Genomic DNA, 21,244 nt, shown 5'->3' with positions numbered 1-21,244 from the left:
CCTGGGCGAGTCATCCGGCAAGCAGCCCACTAACCTCGGGGGAGATGTGTGGCATTGTCGCGGTGGTACGGCGCTACTCGCAGCGGGTTCCCCCGACCTCGGCCGAGGTCCTCGACCTTTTGAGCCCGGTGGTCGGGCATTTGCGCGACCTTGGCTGTGCCGATGATTTGGCGGGGCGTATCGGGGCTGCGGCCGACAACCTGACCCGAGCAGACCGCCTGCTCCACGGCACTGCCGGGCTCCAGTCGTTGCTGCGCGAGAAGCCCCTGCGGGCAACGATCCGCAGCGCGCTCAACGAGATTGAGCGGCTGATCGCCGGTTTGGAAACCGATCTCGACCTTTCCGGGGGTGAGCGGGCCTCCGAGGCGGTCAACGCTGCGCTGATCGACTTGAAGGATGCGGTGTGGGCCATCGGCAATGACCGGCTCAATACCGCTGACGCCGTGGCCAAGTTGGCCGGGCCCGCCCCCAGCAACGCTGCGTTGGCCTCCTTCAGCTCGGTGCAGATCGCCCTGTCGGCACTGGACCGGCTGGAAGTTCGGGGGCGGGACTCTGCGGGACTCCACATCATGGTCAGCGGCCATGGTCTGGACGCCTCGACGCCGGCGGTGGCCGCGGCGGTGGCCGAGCGGGCTGCCGATCCCCTCTTTCGCACCGGCTCAGTGCGCTGGGCCGACAACGCCCTGAGCTTCGTTTACAAAGCCGCCGCCGAAATCGGCGAACTGGGCGACAATACCGCTGCCCTGCGAAATGCCATCGCCGACGACGAGCTGCTGGCCGCCGCAGTTGACTCAAACGAGTCTTCAGCGGTGGTCGTCGGACACACTCGCTGGGCCAGCGTGGGCATGGTGACCGAGGCCAACGCCCACCCCCTCAACTCCGAAGTGGTCGACGGCCCCCCTCGGCCCTATGCCATCGGGGCCCTGAACGGCGACGTCGACAACCACACCGATCTGGTGGCCCGGCATGGCTTGACCCTAGACCCCGGCATCACCACCGATGCCAAGGTCATCCCCGCCCTGTGGTCTGCCCGCCTGAACGACTCATCTGGCCCGAATGCGACCGTGGACTCCTTCCGCCGCACAGTGGCCACCCTAAGCGGCTCGGTGGCCATCGCCGGGCAGACCGCCGCCCACCCCGGCCAACTCCTGCTGGCCCTGCGGGGGAGCGGCCAGGCCTTGTACATCGGTGCCGCCGAGGACGCCTATGTCGTGGCCAGTGAGCCATATGGCCTCGTGGAGCAGGCCGGCCGCTATCTGCGGATGGACGGCGAGACGCCATCCGACCCAGAAAACGCGGCCTCCAGCCGCGGTCAGATGGTGGTCCTCGACCGCCGCCACGCCGGGAACTTGGCCGCCGTCCAGCGCTTCTCCTATGACGGCACGCCGCTGCCGGTTGCCGATGAAGAAATCACCCGACCGGAGACGACCACTCGCGATGTCGACCGCCGGGGCTTCCGCCACTATTTGCTCAAGGAGATCACCGAGTCTCCCGAATCGTTCCAAAAGACCCTGCGAGGCCGGATCACCAGCACTCACGACGGCCGGCACCCACCGATCTTGACGGTGAAGCTGACCCCCGAGACACTTCCCGCTCCCCTGGTGCGGCGGCTGGCCGACGGCAAGATCGGCAACTTCGTGGTGATCGGCCAGGGGACCGCCGCAGTGGCCGCCCAAAGCCTGGCCCATTTCCTGCGCAAAGAACTGCCGGATCGACAAGTCAGCGCTGTTCAGGCCACCGAGCTGTCGGGGTTCGGGATGAAAGCCGACATGAGCGACACCCTGGTCATCGCCATCAGCCAATCGGGAACCACCACCGACACCAACCGCACCGTTGATCTGGTGCGGCGGCGGGGCGCAGCCGTCATTGCCATCGTCAACCGACGCGATAGCGACCTCTGCGACAAAGCCGACGGCGTGCTCTACACCTCTGACGGGCGAGATGTGGAGATGAGCGTGGCCTCCACCAAGGCGTTCTACGCCCAAGTGGCCGCCGGCGTGCTGCTGTCGGTGGCCTTGGGCGATGCCACCGGCGGAGGCAGGACCGCTGATTCCCTCCGTCACGAGCGAGGCCAGCAACTGCTGGCCTCACTGCGAGACCTGCCATCGGCAATGGCCGAAGTGCTCAACCTGCATCACCGCATCGCTGACATTGTCCGCCGCCACGCCTTGGGCCGCACATATTGGGCCGTGGTGGGCAACGGGCTCAACCGGGTGGCCGCTGAGGAAGTGCGGATCAAGCTGTCCGAGCTGTGCTACAAGTCGATCGCCTGTGACACCACCGAGGACAAAAAGCACATCGATTTGTCCTCAGAACCGCTGATCTTGGTGTGTGCGGCCGGACTGTTCGACTCCACGGTTGACGACGTGGCCAAAGAAGTGGCCATCTTCCGAGCCCACAAGGCCGCTCCCATCGTCATAACCAGCGGCACCGAAGCCCGATTCGACGCCGCCGCCGAAGTGATCGCCACCCCGACCACTGCCTCGCCCGAATTGGCCTTTGTTCTGGCCACGATGGTCGGCCACCTGTTCGGCTATGAAGCGGCGCTGGCCATCGACGAACTGGCCCAACCCTTGCGGGAGACCCGGGCGGCCATCGAAGCCGAGGTCGCCGCTAGCGACGCCGACATCGACAGCCAGGAGATGCTGGCCAAACTCCGCCCCCAATTCGCCCCCGCGGCCCAGCGGTTCTTTCAAGACCTCCGCCACGGCCGCTACAACGGGTGCCTAGAGGCGGGCACCGCCGCCGAATTGGCCTCCATGTACCGCTACGCCATGGGCATCGCTCCACTGGATGCCTACCAATTGGAGCGAGGACGAGTGGGCACTCCCGCAGTGGTGCTGGAAGACCTCACCGCCATGCTCACCGTGGCCGTCGGCGAGCTGACCCGACCAGTTGACGCCATCCGCCATCAGGCCAAGACCGTCACCGTTGGGATTTCCCGGGCTGAGGAGTCGTTGCTCGAACTGCCTCTGGTCCGAGCCGCCCTGAATGCCGGTGCCCCCCGCCACTACCTCAGCTACCAGACCCTGCGCACGCTGACTGCTCTGAGCCCCGCAGTCGCCGAGGTCACCGGGCATATCCGCTACATCATCAACGGCGATCCTGAGGCTTCCAGCACCACCATCCATGTGATCGACCGGGGCGGCATCACCGTTGGGCTGGCTTCCCGCACCGACCGCGACCCCACTCTGCGGGGCAGCAAGCACCTTGTGGCGGTTGAGCGGCAGGTGCGAACCGCCCGGGGTCGCTCCGACGGGCGGACCATTGTGCTGATTCCCGAGGTCAAGGATCGCCAGACCATCGGCCTGACCCTCTTGCACGTGCGACTCCAGCCCAGCCTCTCTCCAGAGGTGGCCCAGCAAGTGCTGGAGGGTTATCGAAACCGATTCGCCGCCCTGCGCGACGAGGTGACCGAGACCGAGCCCGACTTCCGCCTCGACCGGCTGGGCGACATCACCACAGAAGATCTCCTGCTGGAGCCGGTGGCCGATCTCGCCGATCGCTGGCGACCGTGATCCCCATCGCCACCCCAGATGAGATGGCCGCCATAGACGAGGCTGCCCCTGAGCCAGTCGAGGAGTTGATCGAGCGGGCCGGCGGCGCATTGGCCCGAACCGCGCTCAACATGTTGAGAGGAAGCTACGGACGACGGGTCACGGTGTTGGCCGGCAAGGGAAATAACGGTGCCGACGGACGCGCCGCAGCCCGACGCCTGCGACGTCGAGGCGTTCGGGTGGCGGTGGTCGACGCCGCCGACGGGCCTGAAATGCTGCCTGCGGCCCACTTGGCCATCGACGCCGCCTATGGCACCGGTCTGCGGAGGCCGTATTCCCCCCCTTCGCCGCCGCCCGCGCTCGGCAGACCCGACCGCATCGCTCCGATACTGGCCGCCGACATCCCCTCGGGAGTGGATGGATTGACTGGAGAAATCCATGGCCGCGCCTGGTCTGCCGACCACACCGTCACATTCGGCGCCCTCAAGCCGGGATTGATCCTCCACCCCGGAGCACAACGCTGCGGCCAAGTCACGGTGGCCTCCATCGGACTCGACGTCGCCGCGGCCCGAGCCCATCTGGTCACCGCTGAAGACGTGTCCAATTGGCTGCCAGCCCGGCCGGCCGAGTCCCACAAGTGGCATACGGCTACCTGGGTCATCGCGGGATCGCCGGGCATGACTGGTGCCGCCCGCCTGGCCGCCTCCGCTGCCCTGCGAGGCGGATCGGGATACGTCCGCCTGAGCACCCCCGGGCTCGACGCTGCTCACCTTCTGTCTGGCCCTGCTGCGCCCATCGAGGCCGTGGGCTGCCCCCTCCCGGCCAAGCACTGGGGCACGGCGGCCGTTGGTGCCGAGGACATCTCCCGCTTCAAGTCGATGCTGGTGGGGCCCGGGCTGGGACGACGGCCCGACACCGTTCAAGCAGTACGCGACCTCGTCGCCAAATCCCCTCTTCCCCTGGTAATCGACGGCGACGGCCTGGCCGCCTTGGGCACCGATGCGCCCAATCTGCTGGCCCATCGCAGCAGTCCCACCGTGTTGACCCCCCATGACGGCGAGTACCGCGTTTTGACCGGCGCCGCCCCGCCCTCCGACCGATTCGCCGCCGCCCGATCGCTGGCCGATGCCACCGGCGCGATCGTGCTGCTCAAAGGCCCCACCACTGTGGTGGCCAATGCCGCCGGCACGGCGATGGCCATAGCCAACGGCGACGCCCGGCTGGCCACCGCAGGCACCGGCGATGTGCTGGCCGGGCTGATCTGCGGCTTGCTGAGTGCCGGGGCGGCGCCCATGAACGCCGCCGCGGCGGCGGCTTGGCTTCACGGAGAAGCAGGCAACACTCGTCCGTCTGGAGCAATGGCGGCATCTGATCTGCTGATTGCTCTGCCTGAAGTGTGGTCGTCCATCGACAATCGGCCGCCGGCGTCGGCCCTTCCCACCGCTTGGGAACCTGCTGCGGCGCCGACGGCAGCCCCATGAGGCCGACCTGGGCCGACATCAGCCTGACGGCAGTCGCCCACAATGTTGGCCTATTGGCCGAACTGGCCCGCCCGGCCGAGCTGTGCGCGGTGGTCAAAGCCGACGCCTACGGGCACGGCATGATCCCAGTTGCCCGAACCGCAGTGGACGCGGGCGCCGCGATGCTGGCCGTGGCTCTGGTAGACGAGGGTCGCCGGCTTCGCGAGGATGGAATCGAAACCCCCATCCTCCTGTTGTCTGAGCCCCGGCCCAATGAGTTCGCCGAAGTGGTTGAGCACCGGCTGATCCCCACCGTATATCAGGGCGCGGGGCTGGCGGGCGCGGCGGCCGCCGCGGCCGCCGCCGGGGTGTGCCTGCCTGTCCAGGTCAAAGTCGATACCGGCATGACCCGGGTGGGGGCCCCGCCGGCTGAGGTGTTGATGCTGGCCGATGCCATCGCTGAGCGCGACACCCTGGAGTTGGCCGGGGTGTGGACTCATTGCGCGGTGGCCGACGAGCCCGACAATCCGTTTACCGCCTATCAGATCGAGCAGTTCAACCACCTGCTGTCCCGGTTGCGGGTGGCCGGCCACCACGATTTTCGCCGCCACCTGGCCAACTCGGCCGTGGCCATGGCCCACCCCGCGGGCCGGTTCGACATGGTGCGCTGCGGCATCGCCATCTACGGCATCCCTCCGTCACCGGCATTGGCCGGCTGCCTGTCGCTTCAGCCGGCCATGACTCTGCGCACCGAAGTATCCATGGTAAAGACCATCGCCGCCGGCACCCCGGTGTCCTACGGCCACCATTACACCGCCCCGGCCGAGACCCAGCTGGCCACCATCCCCATCGGCTACGCCGACGGCTGGACGCGGCACCTGGGCGTGAGCGGAGGCGAGGTGCTGATCGGCGGCCGCCGTCGCCCCATCGCCGGGGTGGTGACCATGGACCAGACCATGGTGGACTGCGGCCTCGAACGCCCCGTATCCCCCGGCGACGAGGTGATCCTGCTGGGCCGACAGGGCGACGATGAGATCACCGCCACCGAGATCGCCGAGCGTCTCGGCACCGTTGCCTACGAAGTCGTCTGCAACCTCGGTCGCCGGGTTACCCTTCGCTACCAGTAGGGGGAGGCTCTACCGCGATGGCGGTATTGCCTCCGGCAAACCCACGGTGTATTCGGGATTGGCCTCATTCATGATCGACTCGGTGCGAGCTGCGATCCTCTCCTTGAAATCAGGGTGGGGGAAGATCCAGAACTTGTCGCTGCGCACCGCGTCGAACACCAACTCGGGGATCTCGGTTGGATCGGTGCCCGCGTCGATCGCGTTTATCAGCGCCTTGTGGAACGCGGCGGCCTCGGCGTCGGCCGACATGGGGCCGCAGGTGTCGTCATAGGTATCGGGTCGGTTGCGCTCGGCCCGGAAGATGCCGGTGGCCACCGGGCCGGGACACAGGCACGACACCCCGATCGGCGCGCCGATGATGTCCAGTTCTCGATGGAGCGACTCAGCGATGGCCACTGCGCCGTACTTCGAGGTGGTGTAGGGGCCGAGCAGCCCGCCGGCGGTGAGGCCGCCGACCGAGGCGGTGATCACCACATGGCCGGGCTCGCCCCGCTCCAGCATCCGGGGCACGAAGCTGCGCACTCCGTGGATCACCCCCCACAGGTTCACGTCCAGCACCCACCGCCAGTCGTCCACGGTGTTCTCCCACATGAACCCGCCAGTGAGCACCCCCGCGTTGAGGTGGACCAGGTGGATCCCGCCGAACCGCTCCAGGGCCGCGTCGGCCAGGGCCTCGTTGGCTTCGGGGCTGGTCACATCGGTCAGCATGAGCTGGGCGTTCTCCAATCCCCCCACCGTCTCGGCCAGCCCGGCCTCATCAATGTCGCCCGCCAACACGTGCATGCCCTCCGAAGCGGCCTTGCGGACCATGGCCCGGCCCATGCCGCTGCCCGCCCCGGTGATCACCGCCACCTTGCCGGCTAATTCGTCCATGTCAACCCCCTTGCGGTTGTGTTCGACCACCGCCATCATGGCCCACTGAGCGGATGGCTGTCTCGACGGCGGCCGCGGCCATCAGCCGAACCAGCCCGAAATCGGCCTCGACCTGGCCAGTTGCACCCACAACCAGCGCGTCTCCATCGCCAGGAGTATGCACCGGCAACAGCGCCCGAGCCATTCCGTTGTGGCCGCCGCGGGCCACTAGAAAACAGCCCAGCTTGTCGAGCGCCGCGTTGGTCGCCACCACCCCGATGGTCGTATTGGTGGAAACTTGGGCGCCATCCCCCCCGGCAAACGGATCAGCCGGGCGGTGCTGGTAGGCACCAGACGCCAGGGAGTCGACCACGGAGCCGTCGTTTATGGCCCCCGAGGCATTGACCGCCACCAGGGCGCCCACCAAGACGTCGTCCACTCGAACAAGCGCGCCGCCCAGCCCGCCCGGCTCGCTGCGCTCCGCCCCCTGCCACTTGTTCAGCGTCGCCCCCGTGCCGGCCCCCACCCGCCCCAGCGGTGAATGCCCCTCATGGGCTGCCCGGGCGGCGGCGTAGCCGGCATCGGGGCCGGGCCGCACTGAGCCGTCGCCCTCGGCCAGGTCGTAAAGCGACAAGCCCACCACGATGGGAACCCGCCCGCCCCGAGTCTCGAACCCTCTGTCCTGTTCCTCGCACCACCTCATCACCCCGTCGGCCGCGGCCAGCCCGAACGCCGAGCCCCCCGAGAGCACCACCGCATCCACACAACCCACCGTCTGCTCCGGGGCCAGCAGGGCAAAATCTCGGGTTGCCGGCGCTCCGCCCCGAATCTCCCCTGAGGCTGCTGTCCCTTCGGGAAACACCACCACCGTGCACCCCGTGAGGGCCACCTCGTCGGTCCAGTGCCCTACCAGCACGCCCCCGCCAACTCCGAGCATCACCGGTGACGGTACTCCACCAGCCCCCCGCTGTCCCATGACCGCTGAAGTGTTGAATCGGGGGCGACCCGCCGCCCCCCAAGGGGCGTATTCTTGTTGTGTGTCGTTGACGCTGGCAGAGGTATCCGCTGAGGCTGCTGAGTGTACCAAGTGCGAGTTGGCCCGCGGCCGGACACAAGTGGTGTTCGGCATGGGCGACCCCAGTGCCGACCTCATGTTCGTCGGCGAGGGGCCAGGGGCCGAAGAGGACAGGCAAGGGCTCCCCTTCGTGGGCCGGTCAGGCAAACTGCTCGACCGGCTGATGGCCGAGGAGATCGGGCTCTCCCGCGACCAGTGCTACATCGCCAACGTCGTCAAATGCCGCCCTCCCGACAACCGGGATCCGAAGCCGGAAGAGGTGGCCGCCTGCCGCCCTTGGCTGGAGCGTCAAATCCAGCTCATCGCTCCGACGGTTGTGGTCACCCTCGGCAATTTCTCCTCCAAGCTGCTGCTCGACACCAAAACCGGCATCACCAAGCTGCGGGGCCAAAACTACCCGCTGAATAGCCCGGTCAGCGCCGACACGGTGGTCATTCCCACCTACCACCCCGCAGCGATTTTGCGCGGCGGCGGCCTCCAAGAGGCCCAGATGCGCTCCGACCTGGTTCGAGTGCGCATGGCGATTTCCCGATGAGCCGAGCCCCCATCAGCTGGTCCCCCAACATTGGGATGCGCCGATGATCCGAGCCCACACCAGCTCTCCCGAAGAAACGAAGCGCCTGGCCGCCGCCTTGGCCGAGTTGGCCCGACCGGGCGACCTGGTCCTGCTCGTGGGCGATTTGGGCGCCGGCAAGACAACCTTCGCCCAGGGGTTCGCCGCCGGCTTGGGCATCAACGGGCCGGTGACCAGTCCCACCTTCACCCTGGCCCGCGAATACCGCGGGCGGCTGCTCCTCCACCACTTGGACGTCTTCCGGCTCGACCAGATCTCCGAGGTGCTCGACCTGGGCCTGCCCGAACTGCTCGACAGCGATGGGGTGACCCTCATCGAGTGGGGTGATGCCATCCGCCAAACCCTTCCCAGCGACTATCTCGAAGTGGCGCTGACTTTTGTCGAGGGCGCCAACAGCTCCCCCGATGAGCGGACGGTGACGCTGGCCCTGACGGGATCCCGCTGGCAGGCCCGGTCCAGCGCGCTGGCCACTGCGATCAGACAGTGGACTGGGGAACCCCCGTGTTGATCTTGGGCATAGAATCTGCCACCCAGCAGGTGGGATGCGCCCTAGGCGGACACGAGGGGGTGCTGGCTTCGGCCCACAGTGCCCGAGGCCGCCGCCACGCGGAGAACATCACCCCCCAGATCCAGTTCGTGGCCCGCCAGGCCCGCATCAACCTGCGCGATGTGGGCTGTGTGGCCGTGGACCTCGGCCCCGGCTTGTACACCGGCCTGCGAGTGGGCATCTCCAGCGCCATGGCCATGGCCTACGCCTTGGGCGTCCCGATGATCGGGGTGTCCAGCCTCGACCTGCTGGCTTTCGCGGTGCGCCACGCCAACCGCTTGATCGTGGCGGCCATCGACGCCAGGCGCAACGAGCTATTCCACGCCTTCTACCGCCAAGTGCCCGGCGGAGTCCAGAGGGTGTCAGAGCCCCAGGTGGGAACCCCCGACGATCTGGCCTCCGAACTGCTGGCCGCCGGCGAAGAGGTACTGCTCGTGGGCGACGGCGCCCGCCGCTACAGCGAGGTGTTCGCCGGACTCCAAAAAACCGACATCGCCGAACAGGGCCTGGCCCATCCCTCGGCCGCTTCGCTGGTGCAGCTGGCCCACGCCCGGGCGTTGCGAGAGGAGTTCGTCAAGCCGTGGGATCTGCGACCGATCTATCTTCGGAATCCCGACGCCGATATGAACTGGAAGACCCGATGATCGTTCCCATGACCACCGAACACCTGCCAGAGGTCATGGCCATAGACGCCCAGTGCTACCCGGTTCCCTGGTCCCGGGATGTCTACGAGTCGGAACTGGCCCGCACCGATGACCGGCTCTACCTGATTGCCCGCCGCAATCGAGTCGCCGGCCACGGCGGTGTGGCCTTCGAAAAGGGCGAGGCCCACATCACTACGGTGACGGTGGCCGCCGATTGGCGAGGGCGGGGCATCGGCGCCCGCCTCTTTCTGGCCCTCGCTCTGGCCGCTCGCCGTCGTAGAACCAGCCTGGTCTTGGAGGTGGCCGCCGACAATCCCGCCGCCCAAGCCCTGTACCGGCGCTTCGGGCTCGCCCCGGTGGGCGTCCACCGGGGCTACTACACCGACACGGGCCTCTCCCCCGATGCCATCGTGATGCGAGCCGACGGCATCCACCAAACCGACTACGCCAACCGCCTCATCAACATCGCGGTAGAACTGGATTGCGCATGACCACCCGGCAAACTCCTATTGATTCCCCCGCCATCGTGTTGGGCATCGAGACCTCGTGCGACGAGACCGCGGCGGCCGTGGTGTCGGGCCCCTCCGACATCCTGTCGTCGGTGGTCAGCAGCCAAGTGGATCTGCACGCCCGCTACGGCGGGGTGGTGCCGGAAATCGCCAGCCGAGCCCATGTGGAGTTGCTCACTCCGGTGGTCGCCCAGGCAGTGATCGAAGCCGGTTTGGGCAATCGCGATGTGGAGGCGGTCGCCGCCACCGCCGGGCCCGGGCTCATCGGCGCACTGCTGGTGGGGGTCAGCGCGGCCAAGTCTCTGGCCCTGGTCTGGGATGTGCCGTTCGTGGCGGTGAACCATCTGGAAGCCCACCTGTATTCCTCGTTCCTGGAGGAGCCCGACTTGGAGCTGCCGGTGGTGGTGCTGCTGGTCTCCGGGGGTCACACCTTGTTGGTCCTCATGGAGGCGTTCGGCCGCTACCGCCTCATCGGCCAGACTCTGGACGACGCCGCCGGAGAGGCGTTCGACAAGGTGGCCCGCTTCATGGACCTGGGCTATCCCGGCGGACCGGTCATCGACCGCCTGGCCATAACCGGCAATTCCGAGGCGGTGGCCTTCCCCCGCCCCATGCGCGACAACGGCTACGACTTCTCCTTCAGCGGCCTCAAGACCGCGGTGGTCAACCACGTCCGAACCCACCCTGAACACGATGTGGCCGACATCGCGGCCTCCTTCCAAGAGGCGGTGGTGGATGTGCTGGTCCACAAGGCCCGCAAGGCCGCCGCAGAGTTCGGGGCCAAGGGGCTCTGCTTGGCCGGCGGGGTGGCGGCCAACTCCTCGTTGCGGGAGCGCATGCTCGATGCCTGTGTGGCCGCAGGCATCAGCGGCTTCTTGCCCAGCCGCTCCATGTGTACCGACAACGCGGCCATGGTGGCTGCGGCCGGCTGGCAGCGGCTTCAGCTCGACGGCCCCTCGTCTCTGGAAGCCGGCGCCGATCCCAACCTCCCCCTCCCTTTCATCTTGCCCGGTGAACCGACACCCTGAGTTGGCCTCCAAGCCGTCCACGGCCTACTCTTAGCACTCGCCCATCGAGAGTGCTAACGCTCAAATATCAACCCCTTGGAGGCCAAAATGGCTCTAAAGCCCCTTGATGACCGAATCGTTGTCCGCCCCGGCGAGTCAGAAGAGATGACCGCCAGCGGCCTGGTTATCCCCGACACCGCCAAAGAGAAGCCCCAGCAGGGCGAGGTTCTCGCCGTCGGCCCGGGCAAGCGGTCGGAGAACACCGGTGATCTGATCCCGGTGGACGTCTCCGTCGGCGACACCGTGGTCTACAGCAAATTCGGCGGCACCGAGATAACCGTCGACGGCGAGGATCTGCTGATCCTGTCGGCCCGCGACGTGCTCGCCCTCGTCAAGTAGCCCCGATGACGAAGATACTCAAATTCCGAGAAGAGGCTCGCCGCGGCCTCGAATCCGGCGTCAACCAACTGGCCGACACGGTCAAGGTGACCCTTGGGCCCAAGGGCCGCAATGTGGTCCTCGACAAGAAGTTCGGCGCCCCTACCATCACCAACGACGGCGTGTCCATCGCCCGCGAGGTGGAACTCGAAGACAAGTTCGAGAACATGGGCGCCCAGCTCATCAAAGAGGTGGCCACCAAGACCAACGACATCGCCGGTGACGGCACCACCACGGCCACCGTGCTGGCGCAGGCCATGGTCCGCCACGGTCTGCGCAACGTGGCCGCCGGCGCCAATCCGATGAGCCTCAAGCGGGGCATCGAAAAGGCAGTGGCCGCGGCGGTCGACTCGCTGGCCGACCAGGCCCAGGACATCTCCCAAAAAGAGGAGATCTCCCAGGTGGCCTCCATCTCGGCCGCCGATCAGGCCATCGGCAACGTCATCGCGGAGGCCATCGACAAGGTGGGCAAGGACGGCGTGGTCACCGTGGAGGAGTCCAACACCTTCGGCATGGAACTCGACTTCGTGGAGGGCATGCAGTTCGACAAGGGCTTCTTGTCCCCCTACTTCGTAACCGATGCCGAGCGCCAAGAGGCCGTCCTCGACGAGCCCTACATCCTGTTCAACCAGGGCAAGATCAGCTCGGTGCAGGATTTGCTGCCCGTGCTGGAGAAGGTCATGCAAACCGGCAAGCCGCTCTTGATCATCGCCGAGGATGTGGAGGGCGAAGCCCTGGCCACCCTGGTGGTCAACAAGATCCGGGGCACGTTCAACTCGGTGGGCGTCAAAGCCCCCGGTTTCGGCGAGCGCCGCAAGGCCATGCTCCAAGACATGGCCATCCTCACCGGCGGCCAAGTGGTGGCCGAGGAGGTAGGTCTCAACTTGGACGGCGTCACCCTCGATCTGTTGGGCACCGCCCGCAAGGTGATCGTGACCAAAGACGACACCACCATCGTGGAGGGCGCAGGCGCCAAGGCCGATGTAGAGGGCCGGGTAGCCCAGATCCGCCAGGAGATCGACAACACCGACTCCGACTGGGATCGGGAGAAGCTCCAAGAGCGTTTGGCCAAGCTGGCCGGCGGTGTGGCCGTGGTGCAGGTGGGCGCCGCCACCGAAGTGGAGCTCAAAGAGAAGAAGCACCGGATCGAAGACGCCTTGTCGGCCACTCGAGCCGCCATCGAGGAAGGCGTGGTCGCCGGGGGCGGAACCGCCCTGCTGCGGGCCCGGCCTTCGGTGTCAGATGCGGTCGACGCCTTGAGCGGCGATGAGGCCACCGGCGCCAAGATCGTACTTGAAGCCCTGTCTGTGCCGTGCTCTCTCATCGCTTCAAACGCGGGCTACGAGGGCTCGGTGGTGGTGCGCGACATCGCGGCCACCGATGGCACAATCGGGTTCAACGCCGCCACTGGCACCACCGAGGATTTGGTGGCCGCCGGTGTCATTGATCCCGCCAAAGTGACCCGGGCCGGCTTGCAGAACGCGGCCTCCATCGCCGCCATGCTGCTCACCACCGAGGCCCTGGTGGCCGACAAGCCCGAGCCCCCCGGCCCCCCGATGCCCCCTGGTGGCGACCCCATGGGCGGCATGGGAGGAATGGGGGGAATGGGCGGCATGATGTAGCCGACCGGCGCACATCAACCACCCAAAGAACAGACTCTGGGGGCCACCATCGCTGCGAAGCGGGGTGGCCCCCAGTTCATTCCCCACAGGCCCATCGGCCACAATGACAACCATGGCTGAGCGACCAAAACACATGAGCCCGGAGGAGTTTCGCCAAGCGGGCTACCAGGCGGTGGACTGGGTGGCCGATTACATGGCCCGCCTCGGTGATCTGCCGGTGATGGCTGATATCGAACCGGGCCACGTTCGGGGCAATTTGCCGGCTGAGCCGCCGACCCACGGCGAGGACTTCGCTGATGTGCTGGCCGATCTCGACCGGGTGATCCTGCCCGGCACGACCCACTGGCAGGCACCGGGCATGTACGGCTATTTCCCGGCCAACACCAGCGGTCCATCTGCGCTGGGCGAGTTGATATCGGCCAGCCTGGGAGCTCATGGGGCCATGTGGACCACAGGGCCTTCGGTCACCGAGTTGGAGCAGCACATGTTGGACTGGCTGGTCACTGCCCTTGGCCTGCCCGAGGCGTTTCGGGGCAATGGCGTGATCACCGACGGTGCCTCTTCCAGCACCCTGTGCGCCATCCTCGCTGCTCGGACGAAAGCCGGAGGCAACGACAAGCTCGACCAGATGGTGGCCTATACCTCCGACCAAGCCCACTATTCCATCGCCAAGGGGCTGCGGGTGGCGGGCATTGCCGACAGCCGCATTCGGCCAATCGCCACCACCCCCGACTACGCCATGCGGGCCGACCACCTGGCCTATGAGATTGTCAAAGACCGAAGCGACGGACTGATCCCCTTTTTCGTGGGCGCCACTGTCGGCACCACCTCCACCACCGCCATCGATCCCATACCCGAATTGGCCTGGGTGGCATCCAATTTCGACGCCTGGATCCATGTCGACGCCGCCTTTGCCGGGACCGCCGCGCTGTGCCCGGAAATGCGATTCCTCAACGCCGGTTTGGAAGACGTCGACAGCTACCTGTTCAACCCCCACAAGTGGATGCTCACCAACTTGGACTGCTCGGTGTTCTATGTGGCCGACCGAGCCGACCTCCTGAACGCCATGGCCGTAGAAGCCGAGTATCTGAGCGATGGCACCGCGGCGGCAGCCACCGCCGACTCCGAGCATGAGGCAGTGGACTACCGAGACTGGACAGTGGCGCTCGGTCGACGCTTTCGGGCACTAAAGCTCTGGTTTGTGATCCGCCATTACGGCACCGAAGGGCTCCAGGCCCATGTTCGCCGCCACATCGCCTGGGCATCCGACTTGGCTGACTGGGTCGAGGCTGACGACCGATTCGAACTGGCCGCCCCCCAGGTGCTCAGCCTGGTGTGCTTCCGCCACACCGACGGCGACGAGGCCAGTCGCCGCATCATGGACACCGTGAACAAGTCCGGTCGAGCCTTCATGAGCCACACCACCCTCGACGGCCGCTTCACCCTCAGGGCGGCCATCGGCAGCCCCCAAACCGAGCGCCAACATGTCGAGGAACTCTGGAATCTGATCCAATCGGCCGCCTGATTTCGCCTACCTTCTGGTGAGGGAGTAAATCCCTCTATAACAAGCCAGAAGGCTTTAGAATTCTTGGTTTCCAGGCAAAAGGGGCGTCGCGATGGCCGAGATTGAGATCGGGCTGGGCAAGACCGCACGGAGGGCCTACGGGTTCGACGACATCGCCATCGTCCCCACCCGCCGCACCCGCGACCCCGAGGATGTGAGCATCGCCTGGGAGATCGACGCCTACCGCTTCGATTTGCCGCTCATGGCCTCGGCCATGGACGGTGTGGTCAGCCCCGAAACCGCCATCGCCATCGGACGTCTCGGAGGCGTAGGGGTGCTCAATCTGGAGGGACTCTGGACCCGTTATGACGATCCCGAGCCGATCCTCGACGAGATCGCCGCCCAAACCCCGGAGAAGGCCACCCTGCGGATGCAGGAGCTGTACGCCGAGCCGATCAAGCCCGAGTTGATCGTCGAGCGCATCCGCCAGATCAACGACGCCGGGGTGGTCTCCTGCGCCTCGGTCACCCCCCAGCGCACCGAGCAACTGGCCCCCCACATGCTGGCCGCCGAGCTCGATCTCATGGTCATCCAGGGCACGGTGGTCACCGCCGAGCACAAGTCCAAGAACCACGAGCCGCTGAACCTCAAGCAGTTCGTCCGCCGCCTGGAGATCCCGGTGATCGTGGGCGGCTGCGCCAGCTACGACGCCGCCCTTCACCTCATGCGCACCGGCGCCGCCGGCATCCTGGTGGGCGTGGGGCCGGGTCAGGCCTGCACCACCCGAGGCGTATTGGGCATCGGCGTGCCCCAGGCCACCGCCATCGCCGACGCCCGGGCCGCTCGGATGCGCCATCTCGACGAGACCGGGGTGTATGTCCACATCATCGCCGATGGGGGCATGGCCACCGGGGGCGACATCGCCAAGGCCATCGTGTGCGGGGCCGACGCGGTGATGATCGGCTCCCCGCTGGCCGCCGCCCACGAGGCCCCCGGCCGGGGCCATCACTGGGGCATGGCCACCTTCCATCCCACCCTTCCCCGCGGCGCCAGAGTGCAGACCACCCCCCGGGGAACCCTGGAGGAGGTCCTGGTGGGACCGGCCCGGGAGAACGACGGCCGCCTCAACCTGTTCGGTGGTTTGCGCGCCTCCATGGCCACCTGCGGTTACGGCACGCTCAAGGAGTTCCAGAAGGCCGACATCATGATTGCCCCCTCCCTGCAAACCGAGGGCAAATCCCTCCAGCGCTCCCAGGGCATCGGAATGGGCCGTTGAACCCTTCTGCCATGTCCACAGCCGACGGATTATCGGCGGCCATGAGCACAGCCGACGGATTATCGGCGGCCATGTCCACAGCCGACGGATTATCGGCGGCCATGAGCACAGCCGACGGATTATCGGCGGCCATGAGCACAGCCGACGGATTATCGGCGGCCATGAGCACAGCCGACGGCGCCAGCCGAGACCATCTGGTCTTGGTGGTGGATTTCGGCGCCCAGTACGCCCAGCTCATCGCCCGCCGAGTGCGCGAAGCCCACATCTACAGCGAGATCGTCCCCCACTCCATCAGCGCCGACGAGATCGCCGCCCGCCAGCCCGGCGCGGTGATCTTCTCCGGCGGCCCCAAGTCGGTCCACGTTGAGGGATCGCCCCGCATCGACCCCGGCATCTACGGCCTGGGCATACCCATGCTGGGCATCTGCTACGGCGCCCAACTCATCGCGGCCCAACTCGGCGGCGAGGTGTCCCGCACCGGGGTCGGCGAATATGGCCGCACCCCCATGAGCGTGAGCAGCCCCGGCATCCTGTTCGGCCCCGAGGACGACACCGAGCGCTCGGTGTGGATGAGCCACTTCGACTCCATCTCCACCCCGCCAGACGGCTTTGCGGTCACCGCCTCCACCCCCCAGGCCCCGGTGGCCGCCCTCGAGCACCCCGCCCAGCGCATCTTCGGGGTCCAGTTCCATCCCGAGGTGGCCCACACGCCGGGGGGGCAGGCGGTGCTGGAGCGGTTCTTGTACCGGGGCGCCGGGCTGGTCCCATCATGGACCACCGAGTCGTTCATCGACGAGGCGGTGGCCGCCATCCAGGCCCAGATCGGCAAGGGCCGAGCGGTGTGCGGCCTGTCCGGCGGGGTGGACTCCGCGGTAGCCGCCGCTCTGGTCCACCGGGCGGTGGGCCACCAGCTGACCTGTGTGTTCGTCGACACCGGCCTCATGCGCCAGAACGAGGGCCAGCAGGTGATCGACGCCTTCCGCCGCTCCCAGGGCATCGAGCTCATCGCGGTGGAAGCCGCCGAGCGGTTCTTCGATGCCCTGATGGGGGTGATCGACCCCGAGGAGAAGCGCAAGATCATCGGCGAGCTGTTCATCCGCATCTTCGAGGAGGCCGCCAACCAGGTCGACGGGGCCGCCTATCTGGTGCAGGGCACGCTGTATCCCGACGTGATCGAGTCGGGCTCCGACTCAGCGGCCAAGATCAAGAGCCACCACAACGTGGGCGGCATCCCCGAGGAGATGGACTTCGAGTTGGTGGAGCCGCTGCGCGACCTGTTCAAAGACGAGGTGCGGGACGTGGGCCGCGAACTGGGCCTGCCCGACGAGATCGTCTGGCGCCATCCCTTCCCCGGGCCTGGGCTCGGAGTGCGGGTGATCGGCGAAGTCACCCCGGCCAAGGTGTCGCTTTTGTCCCGAGCCGACGCCATCGTCCGAGCCGAGATCACCTCCGCCGGGATGGAGCGGGAGATCTGGCAGGCGTTCGCCGTGCTGCCCGACATCCGCACCGTGGGGGTGATGGGCGACGAGCGCACCTACGGGCAGGTGGCGGTGATACGGGCAGTGACCAGCGAAGACGCCATGACCGCCGACTGGGCCCGGCTTCCCTATGAGCTGTTGGAGAAGATGTCGAGCCGGATCATCAACGAGGTAGACGGCATCAACCGAGTGGCCTACGACATCACCTCCAAGCCCCCCGGCACCATCGAGTGGGAGTGAGCCCCGCAGCTAGCTAGCAGCTAGGCAGCCCGAGTGGTGATGAGCTGCACCCGCTGAGGCGTGTCGGTCTTCATGTTGTTCAGCTCGTCGGTCCAGAAGAACTTCTCCTCGCCGAACGCCGGGCGTAGCTCGTCCAACCACGACGCCTTCTCGTCATAAGCGGCGAAGAACAGTCGATTCACCCAATCCGGGTCGCGGGCCTGGACGAACTTCAACGCGATCACCTTCTCGCCGCCGATCTCGGTAACCGCGTCCACCAGTACCTTGCCCGGAGTGGCCGACATCGACGGGCCCCGCCAGGTGCGGGCCAGGCCCGACACCTGCTTATAGGCATCGGTGTAGATCTGGTAGGCCTCCACCAGCGGCACCTCGAAATACCGCTTGGCCCCGGTGTCGCGCTCCACGAACATGTAGTAGGGCACTGCTCCCAGGGCTACTTCGGTGGAGATCATGTCGGCCCAGGCCCGGGCGCTGTCGTTCACATGGCGAATCAGCGGGGCCTGGCACCGCACCACCGCACCGGTCTCGATGATGCGCCGCAGAGCCTCGCGGGAAGCGTCGGTGGCCAGCTCCACCGGGTGCGAATAATGGGCCATGATGGCCAAGTGGCGGCCGGAGGCCACGATCTCCTCGAAAAGCCGCAGCAGGTCGTCGGCTTCATCTCCCTCGGTGAACTTGTAGGGCCAATAGGCCGGGGCCTTGGTCCCGAACCGGATGGTGTTGATCTCCAGGTCTTCAGCCATCAGCGGCTCGACATAGCGGCGGATCAGCTCAGTGCGCATGATCATCGGGTCGCCCCCGGTGAACAGCACATCGGACACCGTGGGGTTGAGCTTGAGGTAGGCCACCAGCCGGTCGATCTCCTTGCTGGCGAATTTCAGGTCGTCTAGTTGCACGAACTGCGGCCACCGGAAGCAGTAGGTGCAGTAGGCGTGGCAGGTCTGGCCCTGGGTGGGGAAGAACAGCACCGTCTCCCGGTACTTGTGCTGCACGCCCTGCACCACCTCCTCCTCCAGGTAACCGGCGTTCATCTCCACCTGGCCGGCAGGATGGGGGTTCAGGCCCAGCTGAATCTCCCGAGCAGCCGCCTTCAACTCTGCGGCGGGCACTTCGGCTCTGATCAGGTCGGCTATTTGGGTGAAGTGCCGGGGATCGAGCATCCCCTCCTGGGGGAAGGTGAGCTGGAACATGGGATCGTCGGGGACTTTGTCCCAGTTGATGAGCTGCTCGCACACGTAGTTGTTGGTCTTGAACGGGAGCACCGAGCCCACTACGCGGGTCACCATTTTCTGGTGGTCGCTCAGCCGGTCGAACCCGGGGGTGTCTTCGAGGTTGCGGAGTTGGAAGGTGCGAAAGGTGTGCTGCTCGCCGTTGCCGGTGCTCATGGTGAGTGCCTCCCTATGAGGATGCCGTCGATTTGTCAGAGTTACTGTTGATGGTACCAGCCCCTCCGACATTTGTTGAGGGATGCCGGTCTGCCACCATAGGCGGGTGCTGACCAAATTCGACGATTTCCCCATCCACCAGACCCCCGACCCCATCTCCACCCCGGTTACCGGGGAGAAGGACTTCTACGAGCGCTACTGGTTCAACGGCTACTCCAAAGTCGGCGACATGTATCTCGGGGTGGGCACCGCCCGCTATCCCCACCTCGACATCCAGGACTGCGGCATCAGCATCGTCCACAACGGCGTGCAACACGCCTTCCACGCCTCGGCCCGGGCCAATCCTGAGCCCACTGACCTGAGCGTCGGCCCCTTCAACCTGGAGATCACCGAGCCCATGAGGGCCTGCCGGGTGGTGCTGGCGCCCAACGACACCGACTTCGCCGCCGATCTCACCTTCGAGGCCCGTACCGCGGCCATCGAGGAGCCCCGCCACCACTGGGCCGACGGCACTCGCCGCATCATGGACACCACCCGGTTCACCCAGTTCGGCCGCTGGCACGGCTGGATCGAATACGACGGCCAGCGCATGGAGATCGACCGCACCGAGACCTACGGCACCAAAGACCGCTCCTGGGGCGTCCGACCGGTGGCCGGCGGCGACAACCGGGGCGCGCCCCAAGCACCGCGGGCCATGGGGCTGTTCTTCCTGTGGGCCCCCCTGCACTGGGATGACATGTGCAGCCATTACCAGCTTTTTGAGGACACCCTGGGCCGACCCCGGTTCCACGTGGGCGCCTTCTTGCCCGCCTACGACTCCCTCGCCGAGAACCCCGGCGTGGAGGACCCGGGCGTCGAGCCCATGCACCGCCTTGAGCACCAACTGGAGTTCGAGCCCGGCAGCCGCATGATCAAAAGCGCCACTTTGGCCATGACTTCGCTGGAAGACGACACCCGCCACGAGATCACCTTCGACAAGCAGTTCACCTACCGCATGAAGGGCATCGGCTACAGCCACCCCACCTGGTCGCACGGCGACTGGAAGGGCGAGTTGGCCATGGAGTCAGAGCGCTGGAAGCTGGCCGACGTAGACGAAAACGCTTTCGAGAACCAGCACGTGCAGCACCTCATGAAAGTCCGCATGGGCGACCGCCAAGGCATCGGCGTCCTAGAGCAATCCATCTTCGGCCCCTACCGACCCTACGGCCTCGAAGGGCATATAGCCCCCGCCAGCTAGCGGAGGTAGGCGTCGCCGCCGTCGATATTGACGGTGGTGCCGGTCATGTAGCCGGCAGTGTCGCTGCATAGGAAGGCGACTACTCGGCCGATGTCGATCTCGGCGTCGCCTACTCGTTTGAGGGCGAATCGCTCTTGGAGGGCGGCGAAACCTTCGGGGTTGAAGCCTTTCCAGTCCTCCATGGCGGGCGACATGGCCACCGGCATCAGGGTGATGGCCCGGATGCCGTCGGCCCCCCACTCCATCGCCGCCGCCCGGGTGATCGACTGGATGGCCGACTTCACCCCGGCGTACACCCCCATGCCGCTGGGATCGGTCTTGAGGCTCGACCCCGAGCCCTGGTTGATGATAACCCCGCCGTCCTTCAAGTACGGGTGGCACAGCCGCATGAACCGGATGGAGGCCAGCGCACCGGAGGTCCACGCCGCCATGCACGCCTCATCGCTCACCTCCAGCAAGTGCCCGTGGGGCACCTGCTGGGCGTTGTTCACCAGGATGTCGACGGTGCCGAAGTGTTCCACGGTGCGGTCCACGCACGCCTCGATATCGTCCAGTTCGTTCACGTCGCACACCAGCGCCAAGGCCGACCCGCCCCGCTCGGCGATCTCAGCCGCCACCGCCTGCACCTTCGACTCAGTGCGGGCCGCCACCGTGACCCCGGCGCCCTCAACGGCCAGGGCCAAGGCGATCCCCCGACCCACTCCCTGGCCCCCTCCGGTAACGATGGCCGTCTTCCCGTCAAGCAATCCCATGGCGTCGAACACTATCCCGG

The 21,244-nt window shown here is 66.7% G+C and carries 18 protein-coding genes; 14 read left to right on the top strand and 4 right to left on the bottom strand.

The features are described from left to right. The first annotated feature begins 44 nt into the window (after window positions 1-44). From ACOGXA_RS14700 to alr, 3 genes are read left to right on the top strand one after another with little or no spacing between them, the layout of a single operon-like run. Window positions 45-3,518, top strand: coding sequence for an SIS domain-containing protein (locus ACOGXA_RS14700; protein ID WP_419924604.1), 3,474 nt, complete (start codon window positions 45-47; stop codon window positions 3,516-3,518). Next, complete coding sequence (locus ACOGXA_RS14695; RefSeq protein ID WP_419924603.1) at window positions 3,515-4,978, top strand: NAD(P)H-hydrate dehydratase; 1,464 nt, start codon at window positions 3,515-3,517, stop codon at window positions 4,976-4,978. The genes ACOGXA_RS14700 and ACOGXA_RS14695 overlap by 4 nt, the downstream gene beginning before the upstream one ends. Next, window positions 4,975-6,084 carry an alanine racemase gene (gene alr, locus ACOGXA_RS14690; protein ID WP_419924602.1) on the top strand — a complete coding sequence of 370 codons (1,110 nt, stop codon included), beginning with the start codon at window positions 4,975-4,977 and terminating at the stop codon, window positions 6,082-6,084. The genes ACOGXA_RS14695 and alr overlap by 4 nt, the downstream gene beginning before the upstream one ends. A gap of 9 nt (window positions 6,085-6,093) precedes the next feature. Here alr and ACOGXA_RS14685 read toward each other — a convergent pair whose 3' ends face one another. Both ACOGXA_RS14685 and ACOGXA_RS14680 read right to left on the bottom strand, forming a co-directional pair. Further along, on the bottom strand, window positions 6,094-6,957 hold the full coding sequence (locus ACOGXA_RS14685; protein WP_419924601.1) for an SDR family NAD(P)-dependent oxidoreductase: 864 nt from the start codon (window positions 6,955-6,957) through the stop codon (window positions 6,094-6,096). Window position 6,958: 1 nt separating this feature from the next. Beyond that, window positions 6,959-7,873, bottom strand: a complete 915-nt coding sequence (locus tag ACOGXA_RS14680; protein WP_419924600.1) for a P1 family peptidase — start codon at window positions 7,871-7,873, stop codon at window positions 6,959-6,961. A 100-nt stretch (window positions 7,874-7,973) separates the two neighbouring features. On the opposite strand from ACOGXA_RS14680, the gene ACOGXA_RS14675 reads away from it, so the two are divergent. From ACOGXA_RS14675 to guaA, 10 genes are all read left to right on the top strand, one after another. Beyond that, window positions 7,974-8,546: a uracil-DNA glycosylase gene (locus tag ACOGXA_RS14675; RefSeq protein ID WP_419924599.1), complete on the top strand. Its 573-nt coding sequence runs from the start codon at window positions 7,974-7,976 to the stop codon at window positions 8,544-8,546. A 43-nt stretch (window positions 8,547-8,589) separates the two neighbouring features. Beyond that, window positions 8,590-9,093, top strand: coding sequence for a tRNA (adenosine(37)-N6)-threonylcarbamoyltransferase complex ATPase subunit type 1 TsaE (gene tsaE, locus ACOGXA_RS14670; RefSeq protein WP_419924598.1), 504 nt, complete (start codon window positions 8,590-8,592; stop codon window positions 9,091-9,093). Then, window positions 9,087-9,776, top strand: coding sequence for a tRNA (adenosine(37)-N6)-threonylcarbamoyltransferase complex dimerization subunit type 1 TsaB (tsaB, locus tag ACOGXA_RS14665; protein ID WP_419926993.1), 690 nt, complete (start codon window positions 9,087-9,089; stop codon window positions 9,774-9,776). Before tsaE ends, tsaB begins: the two co-directional genes overlap by 7 nt. Window positions 9,777-9,784: 8 nt before the next feature. Further along, entirely contained in the window at window positions 9,785-10,267 is a 483-nt protein-coding gene (gene rimI / locus ACOGXA_RS14660) for a ribosomal protein S18-alanine N-acetyltransferase (protein WP_419924597.1), read from the top strand. After that, window positions 10,264-11,313, top strand: a complete 1,050-nt coding sequence (tsaD, locus tag ACOGXA_RS14655) for a tRNA (adenosine(37)-N6)-threonylcarbamoyltransferase complex transferase subunit TsaD (protein WP_419924596.1) — start codon at window positions 10,264-10,266, stop codon at window positions 11,311-11,313. The genes rimI and tsaD overlap by 4 nt, the downstream gene beginning before the upstream one ends. A gap of 87 nt (window positions 11,314-11,400) precedes the next feature. Next, the gene (gene groES, locus ACOGXA_RS14650) at window positions 11,401-11,691 is read left to right on the top strand and encodes a co-chaperone GroES (protein WP_419924595.1); all 291 of its coding nucleotides are present in this window, start codon (window positions 11,401-11,403) and stop codon (window positions 11,689-11,691) included. Window positions 11,692-11,696: 5 nt separating this feature from the next. Beyond that, a complete protein-coding gene (groL, locus tag ACOGXA_RS14645) occupies window positions 11,697-13,352 on the top strand; it encodes a chaperonin GroEL (protein WP_419924594.1) in 1,656 nt (551 codons plus the stop codon). A gap of 112 nt (window positions 13,353-13,464) precedes the next feature. After that, the gene (locus ACOGXA_RS14640) at window positions 13,465-14,877 is read left to right on the top strand and encodes a pyridoxal phosphate-dependent decarboxylase family protein (RefSeq protein WP_419924593.1); all 1,413 of its coding nucleotides are present in this window, start codon (window positions 13,465-13,467) and stop codon (window positions 14,875-14,877) included. A 91-nt stretch (window positions 14,878-14,968) separates the two neighbouring features. Continuing rightward, a complete protein-coding gene (locus ACOGXA_RS14635; RefSeq protein WP_419924592.1) occupies window positions 14,969-16,132 on the top strand; it encodes a GuaB3 family IMP dehydrogenase-related protein in 1,164 nt (387 codons plus the stop codon). Window positions 16,133-16,293: 161 nt separating this feature from the next. Next, window positions 16,294-17,850: a glutamine-hydrolyzing GMP synthase gene (guaA, locus tag ACOGXA_RS14630; protein ID WP_419926992.1), complete on the top strand. Its 1,557-nt coding sequence runs from the start codon at window positions 16,294-16,296 to the stop codon at window positions 17,848-17,850. Window positions 17,851-17,870: 20 nt separating this feature from the next. Here the strand turns inward: guaA and ACOGXA_RS14625 are convergent, their stop codons facing one another. Continuing rightward, window positions 17,871-19,235, bottom strand: a complete 1,365-nt coding sequence (locus ACOGXA_RS14625) for a KamA family radical SAM protein (protein ID WP_419924591.1) — start codon at window positions 19,233-19,235, stop codon at window positions 17,871-17,873. Window positions 19,236-19,341: 106 nt separating this feature from the next. Here ACOGXA_RS14625 and ACOGXA_RS14620 point away from each other — a divergent pair, with 106 nt between their 5' ends. After that, entirely contained in the window at window positions 19,342-20,472 is a 1,131-nt protein-coding gene (locus ACOGXA_RS14620) for a hypothetical protein (RefSeq protein ID WP_419924590.1), read from the top strand. Here the strand turns inward: ACOGXA_RS14620 and ACOGXA_RS14615 are convergent. Next, window positions 20,469-21,224, bottom strand: a complete 756-nt coding sequence (locus ACOGXA_RS14615) for an SDR family NAD(P)-dependent oxidoreductase (RefSeq protein WP_419924589.1) — start codon at window positions 21,222-21,224, stop codon at window positions 20,469-20,471. The genes ACOGXA_RS14620 and ACOGXA_RS14615 overlap by 4 nt on opposite strands. Window positions 21,225-21,244: the final 20 nt, after the last annotated feature.

Source organism: Candidatus Poriferisocius sp. (assembly GCF_965208475.1).
In the GTDB taxonomy this organism is placed as follows: domain Bacteria; phylum Actinomycetota; class Acidimicrobiia; order Acidimicrobiales; family Bin134; genus Poriferisocius.
Note: the sequence above shows the minus strand (reverse complement) of the source record. Positions and strands in the feature narration are given on the sequence as shown.